Source organism: Planctopirus sp. SH287 (assembly GCF_056500625.1).
Genome location: NZ_CM151403.1, coordinates 3729608 through 3755734, shown reverse-complemented (window position 1 = coordinate 3755734; position 26127 = coordinate 3729608). Strand labels below are relative to the sequence as shown.

At 54.1% G+C, this 26127-nt stretch carries 18 protein-coding genes; 17 read left to right on the top strand and 1 reads right to left on the bottom strand.

Translation table 11 applies throughout. The features are described 5' to 3' along the window. The first annotated feature begins 10 nt into the window (after positions 1-10). The 7 genes from SH287x_RS13900 to SH287x_RS13870 all read left to right on the top strand — a co-directional run bounded on the left by SH287x_RS13900 (position 11) and on the right by SH287x_RS13870 (position 10381). Positions 11-556: a DUF4112 domain-containing protein gene (locus tag SH287x_RS13900; RefSeq protein WP_479514920.1), complete on the top strand. Its 546-nt coding sequence runs from the start codon at positions 11-13 to the stop codon at positions 554-556. A 482-nt stretch (positions 557-1038) separates the two neighbouring features. Further along, positions 1039-2850 (top strand): alpha-amylase family glycosyl hydrolase, encoded by a 1812-nt coding sequence (locus SH287x_RS13895; RefSeq protein ID WP_479514919.1) that lies wholly within the window; start codon positions 1039-1041, stop codon positions 2848-2850. Between the two features lie 315 nt (positions 2851-3165). Next, positions 3166-4380, top strand: a complete 1215-nt coding sequence (locus SH287x_RS13890; RefSeq protein ID WP_479514918.1) for an argininosuccinate synthase — start codon at positions 3166-3168, stop codon at positions 4378-4380. A gap of 382 nt (positions 4381-4762) precedes the next feature. After that, positions 4763-5722, top strand: coding sequence for an RDD family protein (locus SH287x_RS13885; RefSeq protein WP_479514917.1), 960 nt, complete (start codon positions 4763-4765; stop codon positions 5720-5722). Then, positions 5719-6711: a stage II sporulation protein M gene (locus tag SH287x_RS13880; protein ID WP_479514916.1), complete on the top strand. Its 993-nt coding sequence runs from the start codon at positions 5719-5721 to the stop codon at positions 6709-6711. Before SH287x_RS13885 ends, SH287x_RS13880 begins: the two co-directional genes overlap by 4 nt. Then, a complete protein-coding gene (locus SH287x_RS13875) occupies positions 6708-9110 on the top strand; it encodes a hypothetical protein (RefSeq protein ID WP_479514915.1) in 2403 nt (800 codons plus the stop codon). The genes SH287x_RS13880 and SH287x_RS13875 overlap by 4 nt, the downstream gene beginning before the upstream one ends. Then, a complete protein-coding gene (locus tag SH287x_RS13870; protein ID WP_479514914.1) occupies positions 9107-10381 on the top strand; it encodes a DUF4350 domain-containing protein in 1275 nt (424 codons plus the stop codon). The genes SH287x_RS13875 and SH287x_RS13870 overlap by 4 nt, the downstream gene beginning before the upstream one ends. Positions 10382-10569: 188 nt before the next feature. Here SH287x_RS13870 and SH287x_RS13865 read toward each other — a convergent pair whose 3' ends face one another. Beyond that, the gene (locus SH287x_RS13865) at positions 10570-11265 is read right to left on the bottom strand and encodes a hypothetical protein (RefSeq protein ID WP_479514912.1); all 696 of its coding nucleotides are present in this window, start codon (positions 11263-11265) and stop codon (positions 10570-10572) included. Between the two features lie 482 nt (positions 11266-11747). Here SH287x_RS13865 and SH287x_RS13860 point away from each other — a divergent pair, with 482 nt between their 5' ends. The 10 genes from SH287x_RS13860 to SH287x_RS13815 all read left to right on the top strand — a co-directional run bounded on the left by SH287x_RS13860 (position 11748) and on the right by SH287x_RS13815 (position 26091). Then, positions 11748-12800: a prenyltransferase/squalene oxidase repeat-containing protein gene (locus SH287x_RS13860; RefSeq protein ID WP_479514911.1), complete on the top strand. Its 1053-nt coding sequence runs from the start codon at positions 11748-11750 to the stop codon at positions 12798-12800. A 45-nt stretch (positions 12801-12845) separates the two neighbouring features. Next, complete coding sequence (locus tag SH287x_RS13855; RefSeq protein ID WP_479514910.1) at positions 12846-13802, top strand: tRNA dihydrouridine synthase; 957 nt, start codon at positions 12846-12848, stop codon at positions 13800-13802. 576 nt (positions 13803-14378) lie between these two features. Beyond that, positions 14379-15050, top strand: coding sequence for a dihydrolipoyllysine-residue succinyltransferase component of 2-oxoglutarate dehydrogenase complex (locus SH287x_RS13850; protein ID WP_479514909.1), 672 nt, complete (start codon positions 14379-14381; stop codon positions 15048-15050). 144 nt (positions 15051-15194) lie between these two features. Next, positions 15195-16496: a hypothetical protein gene (locus SH287x_RS13845; RefSeq protein WP_479514908.1), complete on the top strand. Its 1302-nt coding sequence runs from the start codon at positions 15195-15197 to the stop codon at positions 16494-16496. 74 nt (positions 16497-16570) lie between these two features. Further along, a complete protein-coding gene (locus tag SH287x_RS13840) occupies positions 16571-19423 on the top strand; it encodes a GAP1-N2 domain-containing protein (protein ID WP_479514907.1) in 2853 nt (950 codons plus the stop codon). Continuing rightward, the gene (locus tag SH287x_RS13835; protein ID WP_479514906.1) at positions 19416-22391 is read left to right on the top strand and encodes a hypothetical protein; all 2976 of its coding nucleotides are present in this window, start codon (positions 19416-19418) and stop codon (positions 22389-22391) included. The genes SH287x_RS13840 and SH287x_RS13835 overlap by 8 nt, the downstream gene beginning before the upstream one ends. A 113-nt stretch (positions 22392-22504) precedes the next feature. Continuing rightward, the gene (locus SH287x_RS13830; RefSeq protein ID WP_479514905.1) at positions 22505-23410 is read left to right on the top strand and encodes a GYF domain-containing protein; all 906 of its coding nucleotides are present in this window, start codon (positions 22505-22507) and stop codon (positions 23408-23410) included. A gap of 37 nt (positions 23411-23447) precedes the next feature. Continuing rightward, the gene (locus tag SH287x_RS13825) at positions 23448-24350 is read left to right on the top strand and encodes a MotA/TolQ/ExbB proton channel family protein (RefSeq protein ID WP_479514904.1); all 903 of its coding nucleotides are present in this window, start codon (positions 23448-23450) and stop codon (positions 24348-24350) included. Further along, the gene (locus SH287x_RS13820) at positions 24347-25177 is read left to right on the top strand and encodes a hypothetical protein (RefSeq protein WP_479514903.1); all 831 of its coding nucleotides are present in this window, start codon (positions 24347-24349) and stop codon (positions 25175-25177) included. Before SH287x_RS13825 ends, SH287x_RS13820 begins: the two co-directional genes overlap by 4 nt. Continuing rightward, entirely contained in the window at positions 25177-26091 is a 915-nt protein-coding gene (locus SH287x_RS13815; protein WP_479514902.1) for a hypothetical protein, read from the top strand. Before SH287x_RS13820 ends, SH287x_RS13815 begins: the two co-directional genes overlap by 1 nt. Positions 26092-26127 lie beyond the last annotated feature (36 nt).

The following is a 26127-nucleotide window of genomic DNA, read 5'->3' as shown; positions in this document are numbered from 1 at the left end:
AGGCCTTTGCATGCAGACTCTTCCTTTTAATGCCCAATTTGCTCAGGATTTGATTTCCCGGTTGTCGCGACGCGGGGCCACTGGCATTCAAGGATCATCCGTGACGGGCAAATCTCACACCGGTCGGCAAACCCTGATCGTCCCCGCCACTGCACGAACGGTGGAAGGGCAAGAAGCAGACGCCACGCGAGCCGAAAACCTCCAGCGCTTGCTCACCATTCAAAAGTGGGCACGTCTGCTGGACGCTCGCTTCACCATTCCCGGAACAAGTATCCGTTACGGTTGGGATTCGATTATTGGTCTGGTTCCCTGGGCAGGCGATTTACTGACGGGAGCCGTTGGCGGATGGTTGGTGTACCTGGCTTATCGGGCCGGGGTTCCGCAGTCACTGCTCTTTCAGATGATTGTGAACATCGTCATCGATTTTTCGGCCGGCAGTATTCCTGTGGTGGGAGATCTTTTCGATCTGGCCTTTAAGGCTCATATCCGAAACGCCCTCCTGATTGAGGCTTATTTGAAAAAAGAAGGCGTCACAACCGATCGCAGTTCCTCCTGAATTCCAGGCATCACTTGGCAAACCAGGGGTTGTTGATTTTTCTCTGACACCCATCGCGCGGAGATTGTTGTGCCGGAAGTTGACGGTGCCTGCGGGATTTCCGCGGAACGACGCCTCTCAAGTGCAATCGGGGAGCCGCACTCGGGAAAACGATTGCTTCCTGTCATCGATCAGGGCAGTCTGAGTCTGGTCGGTGGCCTCTGCCGCTGAGAGTTTTGGCTGCTGACAGAACGTGTCGGTCGTTTGGCAATCAGTTCTGAGGGTGTAAACCCTTTTGCCGGGCTGCCAGAGGGGTTTCCAGCGATGATCTGCCAGCAGATTCGATGTTTGGCATGCCCTGTGCTTTTGGATGATACGGAATCACTCCCAAGCCTTACTTGAGGCAATCACCGACTTCATAAAACGGGGATTGGCAATGGCCTGTCTGATGGCCGCTCTGAATGATTGACCTGTTAAGACCGTGTCGGAAGGGAAACTTGTGTATGGCATCTGAACTTGAGATGAAGTCAGCAGTGCAGGCCGGGATGGGGGCCATCCCGCACGCCGATGGTGTGGCGTTTCGAGTCTGGGCACCACACGCTGACTCGGTCGCGGTGAGCGGCACATTCAATGATTGGGACGCCACCAGCCACGCCATGCTCAGGGAGGAAACGGGGAACTGGTACATCGATATCCCCGAAGCCAAAATTGGCGACGAGTATCTTTACGCGATCAAAGCGGGTGAGAATGAGTTCACACGGATTGATCCTTATGCCCGGGAAGTAACCAATTCAGTGGGTCACGCAGTGGTCGCCGACCCTGAATTCAACTGGCAGGAGGATGATTTTCAGCTTCCGCCAAAAAACGAACTGGTGATCTATGAATTGCATATTGGCACGTTTGCCAAGGACGCCAGTGAAGATCAGCCAGGAACGATCTCAGCCGCAACCCGGCAACTCGATTACCTGAAGCGAATCGGTATTAACTGTGTTGAGATCATGCCCATCGCCGAGTTCGCGGGCGATTTTTCCTGGGGCTACAACCCGGCTCATATGTTTGCCGTGGAGTCGAGCTATGGTGGCCCGCGAGCTTTCAAAAAGTTTGTTCGGGAAGCTCACAAGCGGGGTATCGGCGTCCTTCTCGATGTGGTTTACAATCACTTCGGCCCCAGCGATTTGAGTATCTGGCAGTTTGATGGCTGGAGCGAAAATAACCTGGGCGGCATCTATTTTTACAACGACTGGCGTGCTGAAACACCGTGGGGGCAGACCCGTCCCGACTATGGGCGTCAGGAAGTTCGTCAATACATCCGCGACAATGCCATGATGTGGATGGAAGACTTCCACTGTGATGGCTTGCGATTTGACATGACCCTTTACATGAGGAATGTTCGCGGCGATGGCGATCCCGGTGGTGATCTCCCCGATGGCTGGTCTTTGGCCCAATGGGTCAATTCCGAGGTGACGGGAAAGTTTCCTCATGCCATCACAATTGCCGAAGATTTGCATAACCATTCAGGGATGACGTTATCCACGGGCGATGGAGGGGCTGGTTTCTCCGCACAATGGGACGCCCAGTTTGTTCATCCGATTCGGGAAGTCCTGATTCAACAGGACGATGCCGATCGCTCTTTGGAAAAAGTTCGCGGAGCACTCTTTGCCAGCTACAACGGCGATCCGTTCGAGCGGGTGATCTATACGGAATCGCATGATGAAGTCGCCAACGGAAAGGCCAGAATTCCTTCCGAAATCATGCCATATGAAACACGCGACTGGTTTGCACAGAAGCGTGCGACCTTAGGGTTAGCGCTGGTGTTGACAACGCCCGGCATTCCGATGGTCTTTCAAGGGCAGGAGTTTCTGGAAGACGGTTGGTTCCAGGACACGGTGCCGCTGGATTGGGAAAAAGCTTCGGATCTGCGGGGGATTGTCCGCTTATTCCATGACTTAACGAAGCTACGACTGAATCGCCAGCAGATTTCCAAAGGGCTGACCGGTTCCGGGATCAGGGTGCTGCACGAGCATCATGAAAATAAAACGTTCGCCTATCACCGGTGGCACACGCTTGGCATCCATGACGATGTGGTCGTGGTGGTCAATTTCTTCCGTGAGCCACGAACGGTTGAAGTCCCGTTCCCGCATGCCGGCCAGTGGTCACTGGAACTCAACTCAGATTCCAGCCTTTACAGCCCCAATTTCGCCAATACACCGGGGATCGAAGAATTGCACCTGTCAGAAGGCGACGACACGTCAGGCTACCCGGCCCAAGTAGAAATCGGCCCTTACTCAACGCTGATCTTTTCAAGAAAAGGCTAAAAGTTTGTCCGAAAAAACGCCCTCTCCCGCTTGCAGGAGAGGGCCGGGGTGAGGGTCTGATCATCTCTCCGCGTTTCAAGTAGCCTCTCAGCGATTTAACATCTGACTCCGATTGGCCTCCGTTCGTCAATTTCGTTTTTGTCGTCTAATGCGTAGACTCTGGAGGAAGATGTCCTGCGGGTGATTGTCGCCCGTGTGGGATTGCCGGCCCTGTTTGAACGAATTCAGATCAAGTCTGAATGACTTCAACTCAGGTGGCTGGTCTGGTTTCACGCATGGCCCACAGGCCCATGTTTTGCAACGGAGCGATTTGCGATGCCCAGTTGTGTGCTGGCTTATTCTGGTGGTTTGGATACTTCGGTCATCCTGGGCTGGTTGCAGGACGAAGGTTATGACGTACATTGTGTTTACGTCGATGTGGGGCAGCCTTGCGAGGACCGCGAAGCCATTCTGAAGAAGGCGCACGATTGCGGGGCCAAGTCGGCCCGGATTGTTGACGCTCAGGAAGAAATGTGCCGCGACTTTGCCTTCCCTGTTCTTCAGTGGCAGGCCAAGTACGAAAACATTTATCTGCTGGGAACCTCGATTGCCCGGCCACTGATCAGCAAGGTTTGCCTGCAGGTCTGCCGCGAAGTGGGGGCCGATGCTTATGCCCACGGTGCGACGGGGAAAGGGAATGACCAGTGCCGATTCCAGCTGGCCGCCGAAGCGCTCAATCCTGATATCAAGATCATCGCTCCCTGGCGCATCGAGAAGTTCCGCAACGCATTCCCCGGCCGCACCGAGTTGATCGCTTATTGCGAACAGAAGGGCATTCCCGTCAAGGCGTCGGCGGCCAAGCCTTACAGCTCTGACGAAAACTGCCTGCATATCAGCTACGAAGCCGGCAAGTTGGAAGACCCCAACGTCTGCGGCGTTGATATCGTCGATTTCGGGATGACAGTTTCGCCTCAGCAGGCACCCGATGCTGTGGAGTCTGTTTCGATTCAATTCGAGAAAGGGATTCCTGTTGGCGTGAACGGCAAGCCTCTTTCCCCGCTGCAAATCGTGCTGGAACTCAACAAGATCGCTGGCCGCAATGGCGTCGGTCGGATCGATATTGTGGAAAACCGATTCGTTGGCATGAAAAGCCGGGGTGTCTACGAAGCACCGGCGATGACCGTGCTCTACCACGCTCACCTCACGCTGGAGCAACTCACGCTTGACCGTGATCTGGTCAACCTGCGTGATCGTCTTTCGCCGGAAGTCGCCCAGATGGTTTATTACGGTTTCTGGTACGTCTCCAAGATGGATGCCCTGCTGGCATTCATTAAAGAAGCTCAGCAACCCGTGACGGGTGAAGTGGTGTTGGGACTTTACAAGGGGAACATCATCAATCAGGGCCGCACCAGCCCGAACAGCCTGTACGACGAAGCCATCGCCAGTATGGAAGGTGGCGGGTCTTACAATCAGACGGATGCCGAAGGCTTCCTGCGAATCATGGGCCTCCCCAGCCGCGTTCAAGCCAAGGCCCGTGCCCGGAAGTATTAAAAGTCTGTCTGTACGTCCTCAGTCCTTCTCCCTTAGGAATAAGGACTTGAACTCCCTCTCCTGCTTGCGGGAGAGGGCTGGGGTGTGGGTCTGATCATCCCTCCGCGTTTCAAATAGCCTCTCCGAAAACACAGCCTCTCCCCTCGTGGGAAAGGCTGTGTGCCATACTTGCAGCAGCTTTGGGCAAGCATGTTTTTGAGATCATCAATGCGCTATTTCAAGTTGCGTTCATATAAAGAAGTGCACTGACGTCTTGAATCCCCACGCTCGGAAGGCAAATTCCATTGACCGGCAGCAGACTCTGGAGACGGGCGGCTTCATCTGGCATGATAAGCAAAGGACATGAATCCTGCCGGAATCGCTGACTCTCGGGAGATTGTTCGTGGCTGCCGCCGTGAGTCTGACTGTGCCCATTGAAACGCCTGAGAACGTGCGACTGGCCTATCGGCTGGCTGGCCCGGCGTTGCGGAGTATGGCTTACGCCATTGATTACCTGATCCGTTTTGCGTTGATCGTTGCAGGTCTGATCTTTTCAGCGATCGTTTCTTTCGTACTGCCGGGGTTTGCCAGTGGCGGTTTTCTGTTGGCCCTCTTTTTTGTGGAATGGCTGTATTACATTCTTCAGGAAGGATTCTGGCGCGGGCAAACAATTGGCAAAGCGTTTGTTGGCATTCGAGTCATTCACACCAGCGGCGCCCCGCTGACACTGTGGGGAGCCATTCTTCGCAATCTGTTGCGAGTGGCCGATATGCTGCCCATTGCCATGGTCTTTGAAGAAGCCTCATGGCTGGGTGTGCTGCCTTTATATGGCCCTGGTCTGATGGCCATGATGCTGACAACCCGTTTTCAGCGGTTAGGAGATCTGGCTGCCCAGACGATGGTTGTGCAGATTCATCCGCTGACATTGCCCACCGACCCGATCATCCTTGATCGCATCGCGCCGCTGGAACGTAGTGAGTGGAATGGATTTGCCCCGGCTCAAGCCCTGCTCTCGACGATCCGGCAGTTTCTCGGTCGTCGTTCGCGCCTGACGTATGAACGTGGTCATCAATTGGCCGGTCAGCTTGCGTTGGCACTTTGCGAACGGATGGATTATCGCGGAGATCGTCATCAGGTGCATCGCTTTCCCATGGCATTTCTGGCACGTGTCTGTGCGACGTTCCAACGACCTGCGGAACAACCTCCCACGCATCCTTCGCTGTTAAGAAGTGACTCGAAAGCCTCAAGGATTCAAGCTTCCTCGCCATTGGAATCTCGGCCATCTCCCAGCTTCTTTCGTGCCACTGGCTCGCGCTCCGCCGAGGTCACACTTCAGGCTGATGAACCGGGAGGGAGGGAATGAATCGGTCTCGATTTCTTCAGCAACGCCAGCCGACATGGAAGCGATTCGAGAGATATCTCGTGCGTGTGGAAGCCAGCTGGAGCCAGCCTCTTTCTGTGGGAGAATCGTTTGAATTCGCCAAAATGCTGCGTGAGTTGGCTCACGATCTGGAAGTCGTGCGGACGCGCGACTGGGGATTGGATCTGGACGAGTATCTGAATCGACTTATCGCTCGCGGGCATGATTTTTTTCACGCCCCGCGCAATCGCAACTGGCGTCAGGCGGGCCAATTCCTTCTGGGCGAGTTTCCGCGTCTGTTTCGGAAATGGTGGGGCTATCAGCTGGTGGCCTTGCTGCTGTTTTTCGGCCCGTTGTTCATCACCTGGGCATTGATTCAAAATGAGCCAGCGCTGGCGGGACGATTACTCTCGTGGGAGATGCTGGAAACATACGACCAGATGTACTCAGAGAACGAAGACGACACACCCGATGAAATGTCGATCCTCGACTGGGGACAATTTGGTGAAGATCGATCGGCCATGGCTGGCTTTTATGTCCAGCACAACGTGGGGATTGCGCTGCAATGTTTTTCTCGGGGCATTCTTCTGGGAATCGGGACGATCTACACGTTGCTATTCAATGGAATTGTGATCGGTGCCACCGCAGGATATGTCCTGTCGCTGGGACATGGGGAACGGTTTCTGAGCTTTGTGGTCTCGCATGGTTCGTTCGAGTTAACAGCCATTGCCATTGCAGGCGGGGCAGGCCTGTTGATGGGTGATGCGATAGTACATCCCGGATCACAATCCCGTTGGGCGGCGCTGCAAGCCCGAAGCCGTGATGCAGGCAAACTGGCGGCTGGAGCAGCTGCCATGCTGGTGGTGGCCGCTTTGATTGAAGCCTTCTGGTCACCTTCACCCATGGCTGCTGAGTACAAGTATGTCATTGGGGCCGCCTTGTGGTTCGCCGTCGTGTTGTACCTGGGTTGGGTTGGGAGACGAACGGCGTGAACTCAACCATCCCCTTGATCAACGCGGAACATGCGTCGGCTGCTCATCGCCATTCCACTCGAAGGACAATGAGTCCCGGGAATGTCGAAGCCGGAATACGCCAGCCGGTTATCGAATTACGTGGTCAGTCGCTATGGAACGCCCTTGATCTGGCATTCAAAGCTTGCCGATGGCAATGGGTGGGGTTGCTGGTGACAGGGCTGGGCTTTGCCCTTCCCGTCGCGTTTCTTGTGAGCTGGCTTTCCAGACAGGACGCTCGCTTCGCCTGGATGGCGCCGGCCATCTGGTTCCTAGCATCCGGGCCTCTGGGAGTGATTGTGGCCACCACGATGGCCAGTTTGCTGATGGGTTATTCAGATAGTTTCTCTGAAGCGATTCGTCAGGTCACCGTTCGCCAATTGGGTTTTTCTCTCATGCGACGAATGTTGGCGTTCGTTGGTTTTGCGGGCTGTCTGATTGGTGGGCCGATGGTGGCTGTTCACCTGTCATTTCGAGCTGAGAACGAGTTGCTCGAATCGCGTCGCGCCGCTGGGCATGAGCATCAACTGAAACGGTTGATTCGTGACCGCTACTCGGACTTGCTCATGGAGGCCATCCAGCTGAGCCTGTGGTGTGCGGCTCTGGCGATGGTGCTCTTTCTGACTGGTGATGTCCTGTTTCAAGTCTGGTTCGGGATGTCCTATTTCCTGGGGCCAGCCATTCAAATTGCCCAGGGACTCAGCGCCACCGGAGCTGGATTCGGCGAGATCTGGCAAGCGATCTGGGCTTTCCTGCTGACCGATCCCACCATCTTGTTGATGGAGACGGTCTGCGTGCTAGCTGCTTTTGTGATAGGCCGCGTGGCCTGGCTGTGCGCGTATGTCAATCTGCGAGTCATCTCCGATTGCTGGGATCTGGAACTGGAGATGGCGCAAGCTTCGGCACAACTCAAAGCCGACACACAAAGGCTTGGTCGCCGGACAATACCTCAGTCAGGAATGACGGCACGCGATGAAGTTCCCCCGCATCATTCAGAGTCTCATCCAGAGCATCACACAGAATCTCGCCAGAGTGTCTCCGCAAAGCATGACGTCGTGGCGGAAATCCCACCGACGGTGCCCGTTTCTCAGGATCATCAAACAGGTCAACTTCCATTGCTGGTGCTATTGCTCGTGCCATGGGCCACAGATGTTTCGTTGTCATCCCACGTGATGGCTGAGGATAATTTCCCTGGCGGGGCATCCAACCGTCCCGCGGCGCATCGCATCATCCCGGAAGCACGGCGTGTCCTGGAGCAGCCCGAATTTCGCTATTTTGATCATTTTCAGACAGAGGATCTGGAAGGAATCGACAAGTTTCGTCAGAACGCGGTTTCCTCAGAAACCTCTTCCTCAGATTCATCAGGGTCTTCATCGCGATCAAACAAATCGGGGAGAGAGACGGGTCAGAACTCTGGACGAGGGTCAGACACGCAACAGGGTTCTTCCCGACCAGGGAGTTCTTCCAAAGAGGGGACAAGCGGGCAGGCCAACGGACGGGGAGAGCGCAGCTTCCCCGGCTCTTCGCGAACCTCTTCAGGTCGAGAAAAAGAGGGAAGCGATGGTCGATCTGCCAGACGAACGCGTCCTTCCCAGGGTGGTGAAGGCTCACAATCCCGGAGGTCGTCGGCATCATCTTCGGGCAGTCGCTCAAGGGCTGAATCACAGGCTGAATCGAGGTCATCGAGCCGCCGGTCAGCAAGTGACGCCTCTCCCGCGTCACAGAGTCCCAAATCAGAAAGTCCATTTTCATCGCTGTCTGGAGGGCTGGGCGCCTTAGTTCAGTTACTGGCCTATGGAATCATCGGCGCGATCGTTGTGGCCATTCTTGGTGCGGTGATCTGGTCGGTCATTTCGGCTTTTCAACGACGATCCGAGGTGGAACTGGAGAGCAGTGACCAGATTTCAGTTCAAGAGATTGATGTGGAACCGGGGTTGATCCCCGCAGATCTTTACCTTGCCAAAGCCGATGAATTGGCTGCCAGTGGCCGCTACCGTGATGCCATTGCCCAATTGCTGCTGAGCGGCATGAGCTATGCCGAACGAAATGGGCTGGTGCATTACCGCCGGGGGATGACGTTGCGGGATTATCAGCGAGGTATGGGAGTTGACGCCACGTTATACCGCAGCTTTTCCGAGGTGGTGGGAGTCTATGAGCCGATGGGGTTTGGTCGTCGCCCCGAAACGGTCGAATGCTGGGAAACCGCTCGTGCGGCTTATGCCAATTCATTTGAGCGTCTGATCATGGGGCAACCGCTTCACCCAGCCAGATCCTCAGATTTGCCCACAGAATTTCCCACAGACCATCGCGAGCCGTCCATATCGCCATCCGTGATACCATCCATGACGGCAGCCACGCAGGATGACGAGGTCAGCTCATGAGTATGGCGCCTCTTTCACCGCCACGTGGCATCCCGGCTGCTGTTCCATTCAACGGCAAAAAGAAGCCTTCAAACCGCATTCGCCCATTGATCAGGCAACCGTGGTTCTGGAGCAGTCTGTTCTGGGGCAGTCTGGTGATGGGTGGTTTGTTGTTGCACGTGTTCTTCCCCAATATCAAGCCGCCGGGAACCGCCACGAGTTACAGCGCCACGGCTGATGGATTCAAGGCACTCTTTCGGATCCTGTCTCAAGAGGGAGTCGCCACCAGATCAGAAGTTCCGTTAACTCGTGTTTCTGAAGTCTATGATCCTTCGACAACCCTGCTGCTGATTCTGAGTCCGCCACGTCCGCTTACAGCGGCAGAGTGGGGCAGCCTGACGTCATGGGTGAGTCGAGGAGGTCGATTGGTCTATGCCATGGCCCCGGAACAGGCCGATGAATGCCCGCCACTGGATGTCTCTCTGGTCACAACCGGCGGCCCGGCTGACGACCGTGTGCCGATCAGCACAAGCTTGCCACTTCGGGGAGATTTCCTGTGGTGGAGCGAAGGGGAGGTTATCAATGCCTCTGAAGAAGCAGTGCTGATCTCACAGGATGGTTCCCCCCAAGCCGTGCGGCTGTCGATCGGGCGTGGCACGCTGGTGCTGGTTGCTGGCCCCTGGATTTTCTCGAATCAGTTGATGAGCTATGGCGACAACAGCGCGCTGGCCTATGAACTGATTCAAGCAGCCAGCGAGAATGGATTTGACCGTTCTCTTGAAATTGTCTTTGACGAATCGCTGCACATTCAGGGGACACCTCAAGTGGCGGGCGTTCTGTTTCAGCCGCCGCTTCGAGGGATCGCGATTCAGATTCTGGTGGTGATGTGTCTTTATGGCTGGTGGAACAGTTGTCGTTTTGGCCCGGTTCAACCCGTGCGTGAAACTTCACGACGAGAGATTTTAGCACACACATCGGCGCTGGGGATGCTTCTCTGGCGTGCCCCGCCTCATGCGGACGTGCTGAACCGCTATTTGAAATACTGGTTGGGTGAATTTCGTTTATGGAATGTGGCTTCCCGACGTCGACGGTTGTCTGGTCTATTGAAGCAGGCGTCGCCAAAACTGGATGACGCGGTTCAGAAGATCGAGGCGGCGGAAGCGGCCACGCAAGCCAGTTCGATCACCCGCCGCGAGATTGCCAGGCATATCTGTCAACTGGCGGAACTGGGCTTGGACTTCAACCGGGTGCATATCAGAAGGAAGAACTCTGAGTCCTCAAATGACACTTGATCCGGTTTGGCTTATGAGGTGACAAAAGCCAACACCGGAAAGACGAGTTTCGCCCTGCTCTCAGCCAGAGCGAGAGAAACGGGAACGATAAAAACGCCGAAGCGTCGTCCCCCGCCTGCGAACTCGGGGGACGACGCTTCTCTCACAGGAACAGGCACGTGAATCGTGATTGTTGACTGGATTTAAAATTATCGCGGTGTCTGCGGAATGCCGTGGGATGATGGCTCACGTGTGGGGATGGGTTCCCACTCATCACGAGTCGCCGTTCGAGGAATCACACCTGGGCCAGCGACCGTTCGTGGAGCAGGAATCGAAATGGTGGGAAGTTCGAGAGTTTCAACAGTTTTTAAGCCCGAGTGAGAATTGGGAACCGAGTTCACCGTTGCTGACTGGCGGGTGGAAGTCTTTGAGGGGAGTGCTTCAGCAGGCATACGAACAATCCTCGGCTCAACCAGCGGCGCTGGCTCAAGGAGGATTGACGGCAATGTCTGATTGGAATCGGCGTTCTTAATGGCTGCGGGTTTACCAGCCATTGAACGAGCAGGCGACGGCGGAATCAGTGAGTCTCCGGTAGGGTCATTGACCGCCAGATGACGTACTTCTCCGTAAGGAAATGAAGGGATTTGTGTGGTTTCAACCGGCGCGACAGCAGGAGGCCCCTGGCAGTCGCAAGGTTCAGTGGTGCTTGATGTTGCGCTATATTGTGGAGGCAGATACGGGCGATTGACGCTCGCATGGGCCGGCCAGTTGCAAGTGGCGCAGCTCGACGATGGTCTCCACCAGTTGCGGGTCAACTGGGCTTCGGCAGTCGCCACGATTCCGCACCATAACCCGCAGGCCAAAACGGCCAACTGGCATTTTGCCCGGAAGCGTTGCTGAAACATGGATCGTTCCATCCCGGAGGGGAAATTGCCTGGAGATTTGAAGAACTGTTCTCCTGCATGAATCTCATCGGCCAGCCCCTTCAGGCAACTTGAGAAAATCTTGAATTCTTTTTTTCAGATCGTTGCAACCCCTCTTTTTTGCCCGGATTTTCCAGTCATAGGATCATTTCCCTTCAGTGCCCCTGCCAATTGAAAGGGAAAGCCAGAGACGACCACCAGTCGATCAAGAGGCTTTTTTCCGATTCGTTCTGAGAGATTGACGCCCCTGACTCGCATTGCCGGGCGAACTTCATCAGTCTGGGAGTACGTTTCCCGTGGTCTGGCCACTCTGTCCTGACAGGTTGATGAACTTGTTCTGAAGAACTTGTCCGCTGGCGGGTTGGTCTGCTCACAGCCTGTTGCATCATCTGTTTAATGAGTTTGAAGCTCCCTTGTGGTGGAACTTCTGAGTGCTGCGTCCTTATTTCATATGACAAGTGGCCATGTCAGCTGGGTATCTCATCGAGTTAGGCCACGACCTGAAGCGAGGTTTAGCACGCCTGCCACCCGCAGTGGCTCAGCGTCATGCGGACTTCATTCTGAGTCGTCAGCGGCCTGATGGCGGCTTCGGTGGACGGGTTCAGTCTCTCGATGGAGAGCATCTTCCCGCCGATGAAGATGCTTCCGATCTTTATTACGCCGCTTTCGCTGTCAGGTCTTTGGTGGCTTTAGATTCCTTCTCGACAGAAGCCGCTGCAAAGTTGCAGCCTTGGCTTCTCAAGGTCTGGTCACCTTCACTGAATGTCATTGATTTGGTGAGTTGGCTCTATTTGTCCGCAATGCTCGAGCTTGAGCAAAAACTCACGACCACCAGCCTGTCTGAGACCAGCATTCCCCTTTCCAATGAATCTGGGGCGAAAGAGCTGTCACCGATTCCATTGGCCAATGTGTTGGCAGTTGTTAATGGGATGGAGCAGTTGCGACGCCCTGATGGTGGCTATGCCAAGTCGATGGAGGGAGCTTCCAGCAGCACCTATCACACGTTCTTGGCAGCCTTGGCTTATGAATTGACCGGGCAATCTCCGCCCGCCATCGACGGGATCCTGCGGTTGGTGAACGACCGGCAGCGCGATGATGGCGGTTTTGTAGAGATCGGCCCCATGCGACGCAGCGGCACTAATCCGACAGCAGCCGCAGTGGCGTTATTGAAAATGTATGGCCACTTGACCCCGGCTTTAATCAGTGATGTTTCAGGCTTTCTATCAGATGTTAAGTCTGGTGATGGAGGGTATCTCGCCAACACCCGGATCCCTTTCCCCGATGGCCTTTCCACGTTTACGGCTTTAGTGACTTGCCGCACAATAGGGATTGAATCTCCCAGCCCGCTGCGTCGTATCGGGGGATTCCTCAAGAGTCTGGAAGTTCCCCAAGGCGGATTTCTGGCGGCAGGCTGGGATCAGGAAGCCGATGTCGAGTACACCTTCTATGGCCTGGGAATTCGGGCCATTCTGGGACTGGAGTCCCTGGATCGGGAAGCTGCCCAGCCAAATGCTTGAGCAGCGACATCTTGTCGTGAATTGCTAATTTTTCGAGCGAGCGTCATGCGGATTGGAAATGTCGGAATTGCCCATGGGATCACACTCGCTCCCATGGAAGAGCACACCAGCCTTCCCTTGCGGCTGGTCATGAAGCAACATGGTGCCAGCCTGGTCTGCAGTGAGCGGATCGATGGGATCGATGTGGCCCAGCGAGATAAGCGGGCCATCAAACTGCTGGCCACCACAGCCAGCGAACGCCCTGCCGTCGGACAGATCAGCGGGAGCCAGCCGCAGGAAATCGCCGAAGCCGCCCGGGTGATCGAAGAACTCGGATTTTCGATGGTTGATTTGAACTTTGAATGTCCCATCAAACGGCTGGTTGGTCGCGGCGAAGGAGGGGCGTTAATGGGCCAGCCCTCAAAAATTGCCGAACTGGTGGCCGCTGCGACGAATGTGGTTCGCATCCCTGTCACCGTGAAATTAAGAACCGGGCCGAAAGCGGGTGAAGAGACGGCCGTGGAAACATCCCAGCGAGTTGAGCAAGCGGGCGGGGCTGCAATTATTCTCCATGCCCGTAGCGTAGAACAAGCCTATCTGGGCGGGCCGGACTGGTCGCATGTCACTCAGGTCAAAGAGGCCGTTTCAATCCCTGTGATTGGCAGTGGAGGAATTCGCACAGCGGCGGATGCGATTGAATTCATGAAAAGTAGCGGCGCCGATGGTGCCGCGATTGGCCGTGGTTGCCTGGGGAATCCCTGGATTTTTCAACAGGCCCGCTCCCTGTTATTGGGTGGAGGCGCCGTGCGTGAACCCTCTCCGGCAGAACGAGGCAAAGTCTTGCTGGGCCTTGTCGAACATGAGTTCGAGTTTTATGGCCCGCATCTGGCGACCCGCCGCCTTCCAAGAACCGCCTGCTATTTTGCGAAATTCCTGCCCACGTTCAGCGAGTTCAAAAAAGAAATCCAAACGATCCGCAACCTTCCCCAGTTCCGCCAGCTCGTCCGCGACCGCTTTCGTTGAGCGATAGCAGGAGAAGTCTCATCTAGCCCATCGATCCTGAAGACAGTCTCGCAACGAGAAACGCCGATCCAGCGATCAACGGCATTCACAGATAACCCTCAACCCCACACGAGCATGCTGCAAGCAGCCTGGTGCATTGTCAAAGTCTAAAATTCGGGTCTCTTCTGTTGTTAAGTCCGACAACGGAGGACGTTGCGGCGACATCTACCCGAAGACAAAGCCGTGACACGGCACTGGCAACACGTGCCGGGAGCGAAGTCATTGGCGATTACTGAGTTCTTGGAACTCTGTCAAATCACGCCAAGCATAAATGATAGCATGTGCCCATGTTGGTATAAGTGCTTATTTGTGCCGAATTTATTGGGTAAGACATGCTTTGTCCTATCTGTCTGTTATCCTGTCGGTGACTTCCATCAATCGCCACACCCTCCTGGACTTTGCAATTTAACAATAGGTAGTCTCGGAAGACTCCGTAGGCGATTCACTCCACCTAATTGAAGTGTTCGCAAGAACACTGTATGTTTTCGTACAGAATATTCAATCCCAACATCGACTTATCAATGCGGGCCAACGCTGATGACAATTCGACATCACTTCTATTTATACGTCTTTTTGTGCACTTTCTGCACACTTCCCGGCTGTGGAGGGTGCAAAACTCCCGAGAAGCCCCCTGAAAAGCCCACAGAAAAACCCGCAGAGGTCGCCCCGGCTGATCCTGCGGCTGAGACACCTGAAAACCCCGAAAAAACCGCAGAAGCCGTCCCACCTGAAAAAGGTCCCGCCGAATCCACGTCCACGCAAACGGCCAATGAGCCGGCTTCATCGGCAGAATCAACTGTCGAAGGCAACTCACCCACAACAAACTCTCCCGCTTCATCGAGTGAGAAAGAAGCCAGCACAACTTCTGCTGCCAATCCAGAAGAAAGCCCTTCTGGCACATCGTCATCAGGTGGCGAACCGGCGAGTTCTCGCAAGCGATTCAACCCGGCAATGTCACTATCCGAAGCACTCGCTGAAGCCAAAAATCTCGAAGCCCGTGCCGCCACAGCCGAGAAAAAAGACAATCGCGTCTCCGAACTGTCACTCGCGACTCAGGCCTGGCAACTCATGGGCCAGTTTCCCGAAAACGCTGAGGCTCGCCAACTGCGCGGCAGGCTGGAAGCTCGCATCGAAATAGCCGCCAAAGCCGTCGGTGCAAATTCCTCAACAGCCGGCAAAGGCGACGACATCAAGCTGATTGAACGTTAATCGCTTTCTCGCGATCAGGACATCGTCTTTCTAGAGACCGCAAACCAGATTCCTGCTGGAAATCCTGCTCAACAGACGGCCTCTGTTCGCTATTGATATTTAGCTATTTACTATTAATTTTCGACTCATTCTGATCGCTACGATATGAACCGCGCCGTCACGATTCCCCGCACCTCGACTTCGCTATTGCCCCGAGTGACTTGCCCCCATTGCTGGGAGAAGTCACCGCCGCAGAATCTGCTCTGGGTCTCGGAACATACCGATCTCATGGGCGATTTCCGTCTTGGCTCCGAGCAACAGCGCCGTTTTCCGGCCACGCGTTTCACCGTCAATGGCGAAGCCCTCGATTCTCGCGGCTTCCCGTGTCACCAACTCGCCTGCCCAAAGTGCCATCTCAACATCCCCCGTTCAATGCTTGAACTGGAGCCTCTTTTTCTTTCGATTTTCGGGGCACCCGCCAGCGGTAAATCCTACTTTCTTGCTGCCATGACCTGGGAACTCCGGCGAACACTCTCACACCGCTTCCGCATGAGCTTTGCCGATGCCGACCCGGTGATGAATCAGCACCTCACCGAATATGAAGAATCCGTCTTCGCACGTTCGGATGGCGAGAAGATCGTCCCGTTGGCCAACCTCATCCGCAAAACAGAAGAGCAGGGCGATCTCTATGACAACGTGAAATTCGGCAACCAGATCGTCAGCTATCCTCAACCCTTTATTTTCACGCTCCAGCCCCAGCACGATCACATTCGCAGTGCCTTGGCTGAGCGATTGGCGAAAACCATCTGCCTTTACGACAACGCGGGGGAATCATTCCAGCCCGGCAAGGATTCCGCAGCCGCCCCCGTCACCCGACATATGGCCGAATCGCGGGCGCTCTTCTTTGTATTCGACCCCACACAAGATGCCCGCATGCAGAAACTGATCACTCAGTCAGGTTTGCCAACCTCACGTGCTTCCTTAAAAACCATGCGGCAGGAACCCATCCTGCAGGAAGCCGCTGCCCGTATCCGCCGGTTCGCAGGTCTCCGTCCTTCCGACCGCCATCGCCAACCTCTCATCGTCATTCTCACGAAGTTCGATGCCTGGTGGAAACTGCTCGGCGAAAACGTTCTGGGCGAGCCTTTCCGCAAGGTGCGTGTCTCGACCGATAATCCTCTGGAAGTGGAAGCGCTTGATGGAGAAATGATTCGCGAGCAGTCCCAGCAAGCCAGAGCACTCCTGCAACAGACCTCCCCCGAAATCATCGCCGCTGCCGAAGGCTTTGCTGAAGACGTCACCTATATCCCTGTCACCTCGGTCGGCTGGAATGTCATGGTCGATCGCAAGTCAGGCCAGCAGTCCATCAAGCCCGCTGATGCGGCACCTTATTGGGTCACCATCCCGTTCCTCTATAGCCTCACACGAGCGGTTCCGGGAGTCATTCCCGCTATTAACTTGCGATAAGCGTTTTTCATTCAACTCCCGGCTAGCCTCCTGATCAGTCGCCAGCCAGTTCTATAAATGTGGTTTTGATAGATATGACACAAGAACTTCTCTATACCTCCGCTCCTCGGGGTCTCAAACCCGGCAGCCGGGGGTTCTGCACCGTCCTCAGTACACAAGGGATGTCGGCCCCACTGGCGACCGCGCTGGAAGGCCTCTCTGGCTACCGTCCTCTCTTTCCCGCCGACAATGCCCAAACCAACCGCAATCCGGTCAACTGGTCACACCTGCGGTTGAACATCGGCGGCCAGTCCCTGCACGTCCTCTCGCGGATCGCCGATTACGGCCTCGATTATTCTCAACGGGCCAACAAGCTGGCCCATCATGTTGTGCTTGATCGGAAAGAACTCGTCCCCGCCGGCCCGGCTGCCGTTTTGGGGATTGGCAACTTCTCCCGCACTGGCTGGGAAGGTGAACCTCGGCTGGTCGCGAGCGGCCCCAAACCTCAGGGGGCTGTTCTTTCTGAAGGAGTCTGCCACAACTGGCAGGCCGCCACGGGGGATGCGGGCTGGGCGGGTGTTGTCGCCGAGTCTTATTTGAAAGATCCTCTCCGGCCCGTGATTCTCCTCTTCGCCTCCGGCCAGGAGATTCTCCCCCTGATGGCAGAAGCCATCTCGCTCCTCCCGCCGGAAAAACGCTGGGAAGTCACTTTCAGTACCTACTTCACGGGGCTGGCAGCGGGCACGCAGTGCGCGTGGCGGGCCATGATCCACGACTCAAAGGAAGCCCACGACTCGTTGAGATTCGCAAATGCTCTCCGCATCGACCTGACAAAACCCCTCCCCCTCGCCACCGGCGGCGATCTGGTCGAAGCCGCCAGAACAGGCCACCGCCCCAAACCCACCCACACACCACCACCCCAACTCGAACCAGTCCACTTACTGGAAGAAGCCGAAACGCCTGCACAGAGCAGGCTGCAACTTCCGGTTCAGCAACAGCCTGCTGCTGTAGAAACATATGGCCTGGAGCGACCTCTCCCCGCCGCCTCAATAGTTCCTACTTTGCCGAACAAATTAAGGGCCAGTAGTAACAAGCGAAAAAGCAGCCGATGGAAAGGCATACTCCTTACGGCTTGCCTGCTATTAGTGATTTGCGGAGCAGGGGCAGGCTATTACTACACGACTATAAAACCGACACGCTCCGACATTGCCGAAAAGTCGACAGAAACTGGAAACGAAGGCAAAGCGCGAGAGATTCCAAAAGAAATAGATTCTCCGGAAGCCATTGATGAGACAGCTACACCTGCCAAACCTGCTATAGGAAGGACTTCTGGAGTAGAACTTGCGGCGACTCAATCAGATGTTATCGGCTCCGTAGAGGAATCACCAAAAGAAAAAAATGGGGATGGGGTCGTTGCTGACAGCGGCAAAGGCGGCAGTGCAGTGGGCTCTCCAATGAGTGGTGACAAGAAGACAGCTAGCTCCACAGATGCGGCAAAACCAACGTTGCCTTCTACAAGCGACTCGACTTTTGCCAACGGCAATAACCTCGGAGCAACCACTGCTAACACTTTTAACAGCAATCAAGAAATTAATCATCAAACAGAAATACATGATAGATCTGTGCCAAAAATACCTTTGTACGAAAAGAGGAATGATTCCGTTACTAAAGAAGCCGAGGGTGATTCAGGCCCTACACAACGCGATGTGGAAAAATACGTTCAGGATAAAATGCCCCAGTATATATTTTATTCTCCAGAATGGCTATCGCTTCATGCCATAGAAGCGCCGTTAAGAGAATTATCCGAAAAAAATCAACCCGATAAAAAATACGCACAGGAGATTCGCATTGAAGGCAAAGAACCCTCTGCAGGAGTGATTGCTAGACTCGTTAAAAATTTGGAGCCGCATAAACGAGATTCAGAGATTAAATTGGCGATGGTTGAGTTGATGTTAGTGAATAAATCTGCCGACTTGGTGTGGTGCTTGTTGGTAGAAAACAGGAAGGGAGACGGCGGTATTGTCCATCATCGCTTTCAATCCCCTCGCCAATCTGGTGCGGCAATTCCTCCCGTCACAATTAAGATTGGTGCTTCCGGATACATTTCAATTCCAGAGCAAATCACATCCAAAGCAACCCTGCAAATAAAAGATGTGATTGTCTCAATTAATAGCAAAGAATATGTCGTCGATAAAGATAAAATAGACGTAACATCCAAGAACAGTTGGAAAGCTATTATTACCAAAACTACCTTTCCAGAGGAACACGAGTCTCTTTTCGATGATATTAATTTTTTTAATTCGGAAGTGACTATCAGTGTACCTGAGTCTAAGAATGATGGGCAAAGGAAAGATTCGCAAGTGAGTATTTCCTTGTTGAGAAATACATCACCAGCCGAGAAGGCTAAGGAACTGATCAACAAGAAAATTGAGAAGCAAGTGAACGCTGCTTGGGGGGAATTGTGCAAGCAATGCGATAAAGACCAAGTTCTTTATTTTATACGTAACACTCGCATAGACTTTAGCGCCGGTTCTAGTGGCTACAAGTTAAACACCAAAAAGCCAATTGACATACAGGCTGTCGAAAATCTGATCAGCATGCTAAGTACAGATAGAAAGACAATGTCGGAGTCTAAGGAGAAAGATCCCGACAAGAAATCGAAACTAGATCGTTACGACAAAGGCATAAACGCAATTAAAGATCTGAAGGAGAAGTTCTCCGAAGTCAACAAAATGGTGGCTGCTAGTGAAAGCTGTGTAGATGCGATGAGTCAAGTTGAAATTAAGTCGCTACGGCTTTATTACGACGTGTTTCCTGTTCCAGTAAAGGATGCAAAGGAGACCCAGCTTAATAAGGGTGTTTCCGTTGACCTTGTAACGATCGGTAGTGCTGGCCCTCCGACAACTCGCTACAACCCTTCTACTTCATCGGAGGCCCATAATGATTGAACTCCAGCGCCTCATTGATAGTCTTCGTAACTACCTGCAACGAGAATTTCTGGATCGTTCTGACGAATTGATGGAGATGGTCTCTCAATACTCCTCCACCTGCCAGGAATCCAATTCCCGGTTGCGGGATTGTGATGATCTGCTCAAGCGCGGGCTGCCGACCGAAGCGGTCTTTCTCGCCAAAGCCGAGCCAGACCTGCTCGACACCATCACGCTCCTCGACTTCCCCGAGAAGCACGAACTGACCGAGATTTGTGAACTCTATTCAATTTCCCAGCCGGAACCCCTCTTAATGGAGGTGGCCGAGGTGTTGCAGGAAGCCTACGCCTCCCGCGAAGCGATCCAGCCCCTCCTGGCCCAGCAGCAGCAGCTGGTACTGGCCCGTAAGCCGCTCCGCGAACGAATCGGCCTTCTCCGGCAACTGCGTGATCTCGATCCCTTGGCTCCCTTCTGGGAAGATGACCTCCGCGAAGTCGAAGCCCATCGTCTTCGCGAAATCGTCGAAGAGGCTCGCCACGCCAGTTCTCAGGGAGACGTCCCCGCCCTGCAATCTCTCCTCGCCGAAGCCCAGTCATCTCAATGGCTGAAAACGGTGCCGGCGACCCTGATTCAGGATCTCAAAAAACGGGGCCGCGCGACGCTCTCGCAGGACGGCCGCGCCCGCATGACCGAACTGGCCGATGAACTGCACGCCGCCTACATGTCTCAGGATGTGGCCCAGGCCCGAATCCTGCGTGACGAATGGCTGACCAAGCAGCGCGTGGTGAAAGCGGCGGCAGACGATCCACTCGTGGAACGTGTCAGCCCGATTCTGCAATGGCTGGACGATCTCGACCGCGTCGAAACGGACGACCGCAACTTCCAGCGGGCCGTCCTCCGTCTCGAGCAACTCCTCGGCGACGATCAGGCCACCATCGATGATCTGAAAAAAGCCGGCACCGATCTATTAAGGTTCGAGCGTTCTCTCCCTGCCGGGTTGGATGTGCAGTTCAACCAGAGAATGGAGCGGCTGGAACTCGGCCACTCTCGCAAGCGGCAAGCCATTTACGGGGCCGCCGGGATTGGCACGCTGGCCGTCGCGGCCTTGTTCGGTGTCGTCATTTACTTTTCCGTTCAAGCCGATCAGGCGAAGAAACTTGCTCAAGCCATTCAACAGCATGTGGAAGCCGGTCAATTGAGCCAGGCGCGCGAACTCCTCACGGGGCAGCCCGAGTATTTTTCCTCGACGGAATGGCTGGAAGCCCGCAAAGGGTTGGTTGATGCCGAACTGGCAGAGGAAAACCGTCTTTTAGAATGGAACAAATCGCTGTCAGAAGCGAAGTCACAATTGGAAGCCGTCTCAGCCAACATGACGCTGGCGAATCTTGCTCCCATCGAAGCATCGATTCAAGCCGCGAAAGAGCGTTCTGTCAGTGAAGAGGAAAAGACGGCCGTGCTGGTGGTGGAAGGGGACTGGGAGCAGAAAAAGGCGATGACCCGCCAAAACCTGCAAACGGCTTATCGTGAAAAGCTCGCAGCCGCATCGGCAGAAGTGCAGGCCCTGGAACGCCTCAAGAATCTTAATACCACCGCCGGCCGCGAGTCGATGGCTCAGACCGAACAGTCTTTAGCGGCACTTCAAGCCACCCAGGCAGGCGTTTCTCGTGACTTGACCAGTCAGGCAGAGCTTCTACAAACCCGCCTCGTCAACGCCCGCGCCCGGGCCATCGAGATGGAAACAGAAGAACGGCTTCTTTCAGCCATCACAAAGGGAGCCTTTCTCCCACCGGCGATTTCGCTCACTGAAGCAGATGGTCAGCGTTTTTCAGAAGCACTCAAGGAGTTTGCCAGGAATCTGCCAGAGCATCCGCGAGCCACGATTTTCACTGCAGCGGCTGATGTCTCTCCATTACCCGCAACGATTGCTCGCCGCCAGCTTTCGCTCCGCTGGCGAGGGAAGCTGATGCCAGCCTCTGACGACGATGCCGCCGAGCGAGCCAACGAGGTGACGGCATTCCTGGCCAAGTATCCTGACTGTCCCGACCGTGTTGTACTGGGGCGGTATCTCAAATGGCTCAACTCGCTGCAGTTGCGAAAGGCCGAAGATGGCGATGAAGACGAAGGCATGATTCAACAGGCGATCCGGCTATTTTCTTCAAAACTGATGTCGGAAACCTACACGCTCACTTCGCATGGCGGTACGAAAACTTACTATTTAGAAGCGGCTCATGAAAATAAGTATGGCAACCCTCCCGGCTTCACTCATCTCGTCGGTTTCAATGGGGAAGTCAGGAAGATTTCGCTCGATTTTACCGAATTTATACCGGCACCAACGGCACCAGCTCCCCATGAGATGTTTGCAAAAGATTCCCGCAAATTGTTGATGAGCATCCATCTGAACAATTGGAATCAGGTTTTCGAGGAGCGATCTCTCCAGTTGCTCGAAGACACAAAAATCGATCCATTCCTGCGGTATCTACTTCTCTACAAACTGGTCGAGTTTGCAGGACGGGGTGACAGCCTTCTTGAAGAGGAACTCCGCCCCATCAAGCGGCATCTCGACGAAGCCGGTATTGACCGCACTGTGGCATGGATGGATCCAGGCAACACGCGGGCTAACAAGGCCCGGGAATTAGCGACCGACTGCCTGAAGAGTTTACCCCCCATCAAGGATTGCTATCAGAAATATCTGGAGAAGCGGGCGGAGTTTGAAGCGGAGTTGTTCATCGAGCCGTTCCCCGTGGGGTGGCTGGAGCGTGTAGAAAACAACCAATGGGCATGTCGTACCGACTGGGCTTCTGACCATGATCACGACTTGCTGGTGATCGCTTCAGGAAGGGGGCCGGGTTCCAGTAGCTGGAAAAAAATTGGCGAAGTCAGGAACAAGACAATGAAGGTCGATTCGACCATCGCCGCCCCGCATGGCGAGCCTGCGATTATCTATGCCCTTCCCCGAAAGAAGGCCACCGTCGTCACAAAGACACCATAGGCACGTTGTCTTTCATTCACTCTGCCTTTCTTTCATCTGTATCATTCACTCTATCGAGGTCTTCTTCAAGCCATGATCACGCATCTTTCCCTCGGTCTATCGAGGTTTCAACGATGAGCACAGAGAGCGATGGACGATACTATATCCGCTCGCGAGGGCGTGTGACCGGCCCATATACGATAGAGCAGCTTCGTAGCTTGCGGACGCGCGGGCAGTTTGGCCGATTGCACGAGATTTCCGAAGACCGCCAGACCTGGAAATCAGCCGCTTCGCTGGACGCCTTCTTCGCGGCACCATCCCCCCGCGCCGCGAGAAATAGCGCGGCCAGCCAGTCAGAACCTCAAGCAGACACCTTCTCGATCCCCACCGGTTCGCCAAGTCCCGGCCCCGCATCGACAAGCGCGGGATCACCCCTGCCGATGAAAGCCGTCTGGCACTACGCCATTGGCAACCAGCCTTACGGCCCCGTAACACTGCTCGAAATCCGCAATTTGATCGATATCGGCCAGCTCAAATCCAAAGATCTGATTTTTCGCGAAGGGCTGGAAGACTGGCAGCCCATCTCTGAAATCCCCGAGTTTCAGGACGCTGCTCCGGGAAAAGCCAAAAGAGGAAACAGCCAGGTCGGCGGCCAGGCCTGTTTCTGCCACGCCTGCGGCCAACCCATCGACTCCCGAGCCGAAATCTGCCCTCAATGCGGTGTCTCCCAACGTCATCACGAAAACCGGCATGCAAAGAACCGAGTCACGGCAGCATTAATCGCCTTCTTTCTTGGTGGCTTCGGTAGCCACCATTTCTACCTGGGAAATACGGTACTGGGCGTTGTCTATATACTCTTCACATTACTCGTCATTCCTGTATACATCGGAATCAATAACCCCGACCTGGCTAACTTCCCGGAAATTGAAAATTGGATTCTCATTTTGTGGGCTGTCCCATGGGTCATCTCTACGATTGAATCCATTGTTTATCTGACGATGTCCGACGCACGTTTTCAGCAGAAGTATGGCAACGCTTAGCCTTTGAGTTTGACTAACGTACGGAAAGTCCCTGTCTATGAGATTGGCCAGTTCCCCGGCTACAGATGTAATGATTGGCGAAGCAGACCCCTCAGTCGCTGAGGCCGTCTCGTGGACACAAAACGACATTGAAGAACGTTTAATGTTCCGCGGAGGCCGGTTCACCAAGGTGAACTCGTGGTGCTCGTTTTTACTGGCTGCCCTATTGACGATCACCTTCTACGCCGCCCTCTTTCCCTGGCGCGAGAGTCTGTTTGGCCGCAGTTTCTATGAACGCGGAGAAATCCCCTACTTTATCGCCTTCTTCTTTTTCTGGTCGCTGGTCGTGCTATTAATTAAATGGAGAAAACTGAGCCTGCAACGATATGTCCTCCGGCTTCCCATTACCCCCGAAGACCCTGAATGGGTGTTGACACCGCAAACAGTCGACGCCGTTCGTGTGCGAATTCATCAGGCAGTCGATGATCCCCGTCAGTTTGTGGTTTTCAATCGCATCCTCACCGCACTTTCCAACTTGCGAAACCTGGGTCGCGTCACTGATGTTGAAGAGATTTTACGCGCCCAGGCCGATACAGATGAATCCGCAATGGAGACCAGTTTTCTCTTGCTGCAATCATTCGTCTGGGCCATCCCGGTGCTTGGCTTTATTGGAACGGTTGAAGGACTTTCTCAGGCCATTGGCGGGTTTGGGGATGTGCTGGCATCGACGACTGATTTTGAACAAGTCAAAGGAGCGTTAAAGGGTGTCACAAGTGGCCTCTCGACCGCTTTTGAAACCACGCTTCAGGGTTTGGTGGCCGCCTTGGTTATCCAGCTAGGTATTACCAATCAGAAGAAAAGTGAGGAAGAATTTCTAGATGCCTGTAGTGATTATTGCGGACGCCAGATTATTGGCCGCCTGAGAATCATGCCTTACGAAGCTCAGGAGGAAAGACGATGAGTCGTCGCGGACGTTCAGGGCCGGCAATTTCACTCTTCGCATTTCAAGATATTATTACCTCAGTCACCGCGATTTTGATCGTCATTGTCCTGCTACTTGTGCTGGATCTGGTTCAGCGAAATAAAGCTCAAGCTAATCCTGTCGATCAGGTCGCAAGCAGCTTGAAATCACGGATCGAGGCCTTACGTGAGGAACTTCAAAGCCTTGAAGAAAAAAGCAATCTTGGCACAGCATCTGTCAAGCAGGTGTCTGATGTCACAGAAGCCACATTAGGGGCCGATATTGAATCTTTTCAGGCAAAGATTGAACAACTGACCGCCGCAATTCAAAAAGCACAAGAACAACTGGCAGAGATCGAACGGCAACTTAATTCCAGTGAATCACTGATCACCGCGACGGAACACCTCGCGGAAAAAGCCAAATCACTGGAAGACAAAACTCAGGAGGTCAAAGCCGAGATTGAAGAAATCCAGTCGCAGGATCGCACGGTCTTTACAGCCCCCAGGGGCTTAAGTGGCCCTGGTTGGGTCATGGTTATTGAAGAAGACCGTTTACAGATCGCACCGATGGGCAAGCCCATGGTTCCGATCACCTTTCAAAGTTCTGGGGGAGGGCTTTTTAGCAAGAGTCTCACTCAGCAATTCATGGAATGGAATAGCAAACAGAACCCTCGGATTAGCTATTGGCTGTTGCTCATCCGCCCCAACGGTTCTGAGACCTTCTCCGCACTGCAAGATCGCCTCGACAGTCAGAACACAGCCTTCGGATTTGATCTGATCGATTCCCAACAGATGATCATCCATCCTGAACGTGGAGCCGCACTCTGATGGGACGTCGTCGTAATTCTAATCAAGACAGTCTGGACTTATTGCTGGATACGATTTGCAACACTTTTGGCGGCGTGTTGTTCATCGCCATTCTTGTCATTCTGCTGTTGCAACAGACGTCACCGAACAAATCATCGGGCGAGATCCCGCAACTCACCGAGTCGGAATCACAGCAAATCATTAACGATTTCAATCGGCTACAACTGCAAGTCTCTCTCCTGCGTGATTCGACTAAATCCCAGGATGACCTGCTTTCACAGTTTTCTTCCCCCCTGCTGCAAAACCTGCTTGCCCAGCAAGAGGAGCTAAAAAGCCAAAGGAACTCCTTACAGAAAGAACTCGACAATACCAATCTCGCAATCCTCAAAAATCTCGAGAGTAACGGCAAGCTTGAAGCGGAACTGAAGGTCCGTGAACAGAAGGTGAAAGACGCCAGCGTCACACTCAAAAACACTCAAGATCAGTTGAAGCAGGAAATCGCCGGACGCACCAAAGTTTCCAAGACCCCCGTTCAGAAAGTCGCCGGCTTTAAATACTCCATTGGCTTCATCATGAGGTATGGAAAAATCTATCAATGGCATAAATATGACCGGCAGGGAAACCGACTCGGGCTTAATACCGATGATTTCCTGGTCGTATTAAGCGAAACGGATAAATTAACGACGACACCTCACCCCTTACGTGGTATCGATCTGAGCGATCGTGAGGCTGCCAAGAGCAAATTAGCAAAGTCACTTGAAGCGTTCAGTCCTCAAAAATATTCGATCACCTTGGTGGTACGCCCTGACTCCTATCATGCGTTCTCTCAGGTACGCGATGCTTTGGTCGAGATGGGATTTGATTACCGCCTGATGCCAATGAACGAGTCTGACCCCGTGGCAGATCGTGGCGGTTCAAACACAAAAGTCCAGTAGCTCCCTTTTTATTGAAGATGTCCTCTTTTCTCTCGC

What these genes read in the sequence shown, in the direction of transcription:
- SH287x_RS13865 (WP_479514912.1), bottom strand. Translation starts at nt 11,265, where the DNA reads ATGTTTCAGCAACGCTTCCGGGCAAAATGCCAGTTGGCCGTTTTGGCC.
- SH287x_RS13815 (WP_479514902.1), top strand. Translation starts at nt 25,177, where the DNA reads ATGGGACGTCGTCGTAATTCTAATCAAGACAGTCTGGACTTATTGCTG.
- SH287x_RS13840 (WP_479514907.1), top strand. Translation starts at nt 16,571, where the DNA reads ATGACACAAGAACTTCTCTATACCTCCGCTCCTCGGGGTCTCAAACCC.
- SH287x_RS13830 (WP_479514905.1), top strand. Translation starts at nt 22,505, where the DNA reads ATGAGCACAGAGAGCGATGGACGATACTATATCCGCTCGCGAGGGCGT.
- SH287x_RS13895 (WP_479514919.1), top strand. Translation starts at nt 1,039, where the DNA reads ATGGCATCTGAACTTGAGATGAAGTCAGCAGTGCAGGCCGGGATGGGG.
- SH287x_RS13820 (WP_479514903.1), top strand. Translation starts at nt 24,347, where the DNA reads ATGAGTCGTCGCGGACGTTCAGGGCCGGCAATTTCACTCTTCGCATTT.
- SH287x_RS13870 (WP_479514914.1), top strand. Translation starts at nt 9,107, where the DNA reads ATGAGTATGGCGCCTCTTTCACCGCCACGTGGCATCCCGGCTGCTGTT.
- SH287x_RS13835 (WP_479514906.1), top strand. Translation starts at nt 19,416, where the DNA reads ATGATTGAACTCCAGCGCCTCATTGATAGTCTTCGTAACTACCTGCAA.
- SH287x_RS13900 (WP_479514920.1), top strand. Translation starts at nt 11, where the DNA reads ATGCAGACTCTTCCTTTTAATGCCCAATTTGCTCAGGATTTGATTTCC.
- SH287x_RS13880 (WP_479514916.1), top strand. Translation starts at nt 5,719, where the DNA reads ATGAATCGGTCTCGATTTCTTCAGCAACGCCAGCCGACATGGAAGCGA.
- SH287x_RS13850 (WP_479514909.1), top strand. Translation starts at nt 14,379, where the DNA reads ATGACAATTCGACATCACTTCTATTTATACGTCTTTTTGTGCACTTTC.
- SH287x_RS13845 (WP_479514908.1), top strand. Translation starts at nt 15,195, where the DNA reads ATGAACCGCGCCGTCACGATTCCCCGCACCTCGACTTCGCTATTGCCC.
- SH287x_RS13825 (WP_479514904.1), top strand. Translation starts at nt 23,448, where the DNA reads ATGAGATTGGCCAGTTCCCCGGCTACAGATGTAATGATTGGCGAAGCA.
- SH287x_RS13890 (WP_479514918.1), top strand. Translation starts at nt 3,166, where the DNA reads ATGCCCAGTTGTGTGCTGGCTTATTCTGGTGGTTTGGATACTTCGGTC.
- SH287x_RS13860 (WP_479514911.1), top strand. Translation starts at nt 11,748, where the DNA reads ATGTCAGCTGGGTATCTCATCGAGTTAGGCCACGACCTGAAGCGAGGT.
- SH287x_RS13855 (WP_479514910.1), top strand. Translation starts at nt 12,846, where the DNA reads ATGCGGATTGGAAATGTCGGAATTGCCCATGGGATCACACTCGCTCCC.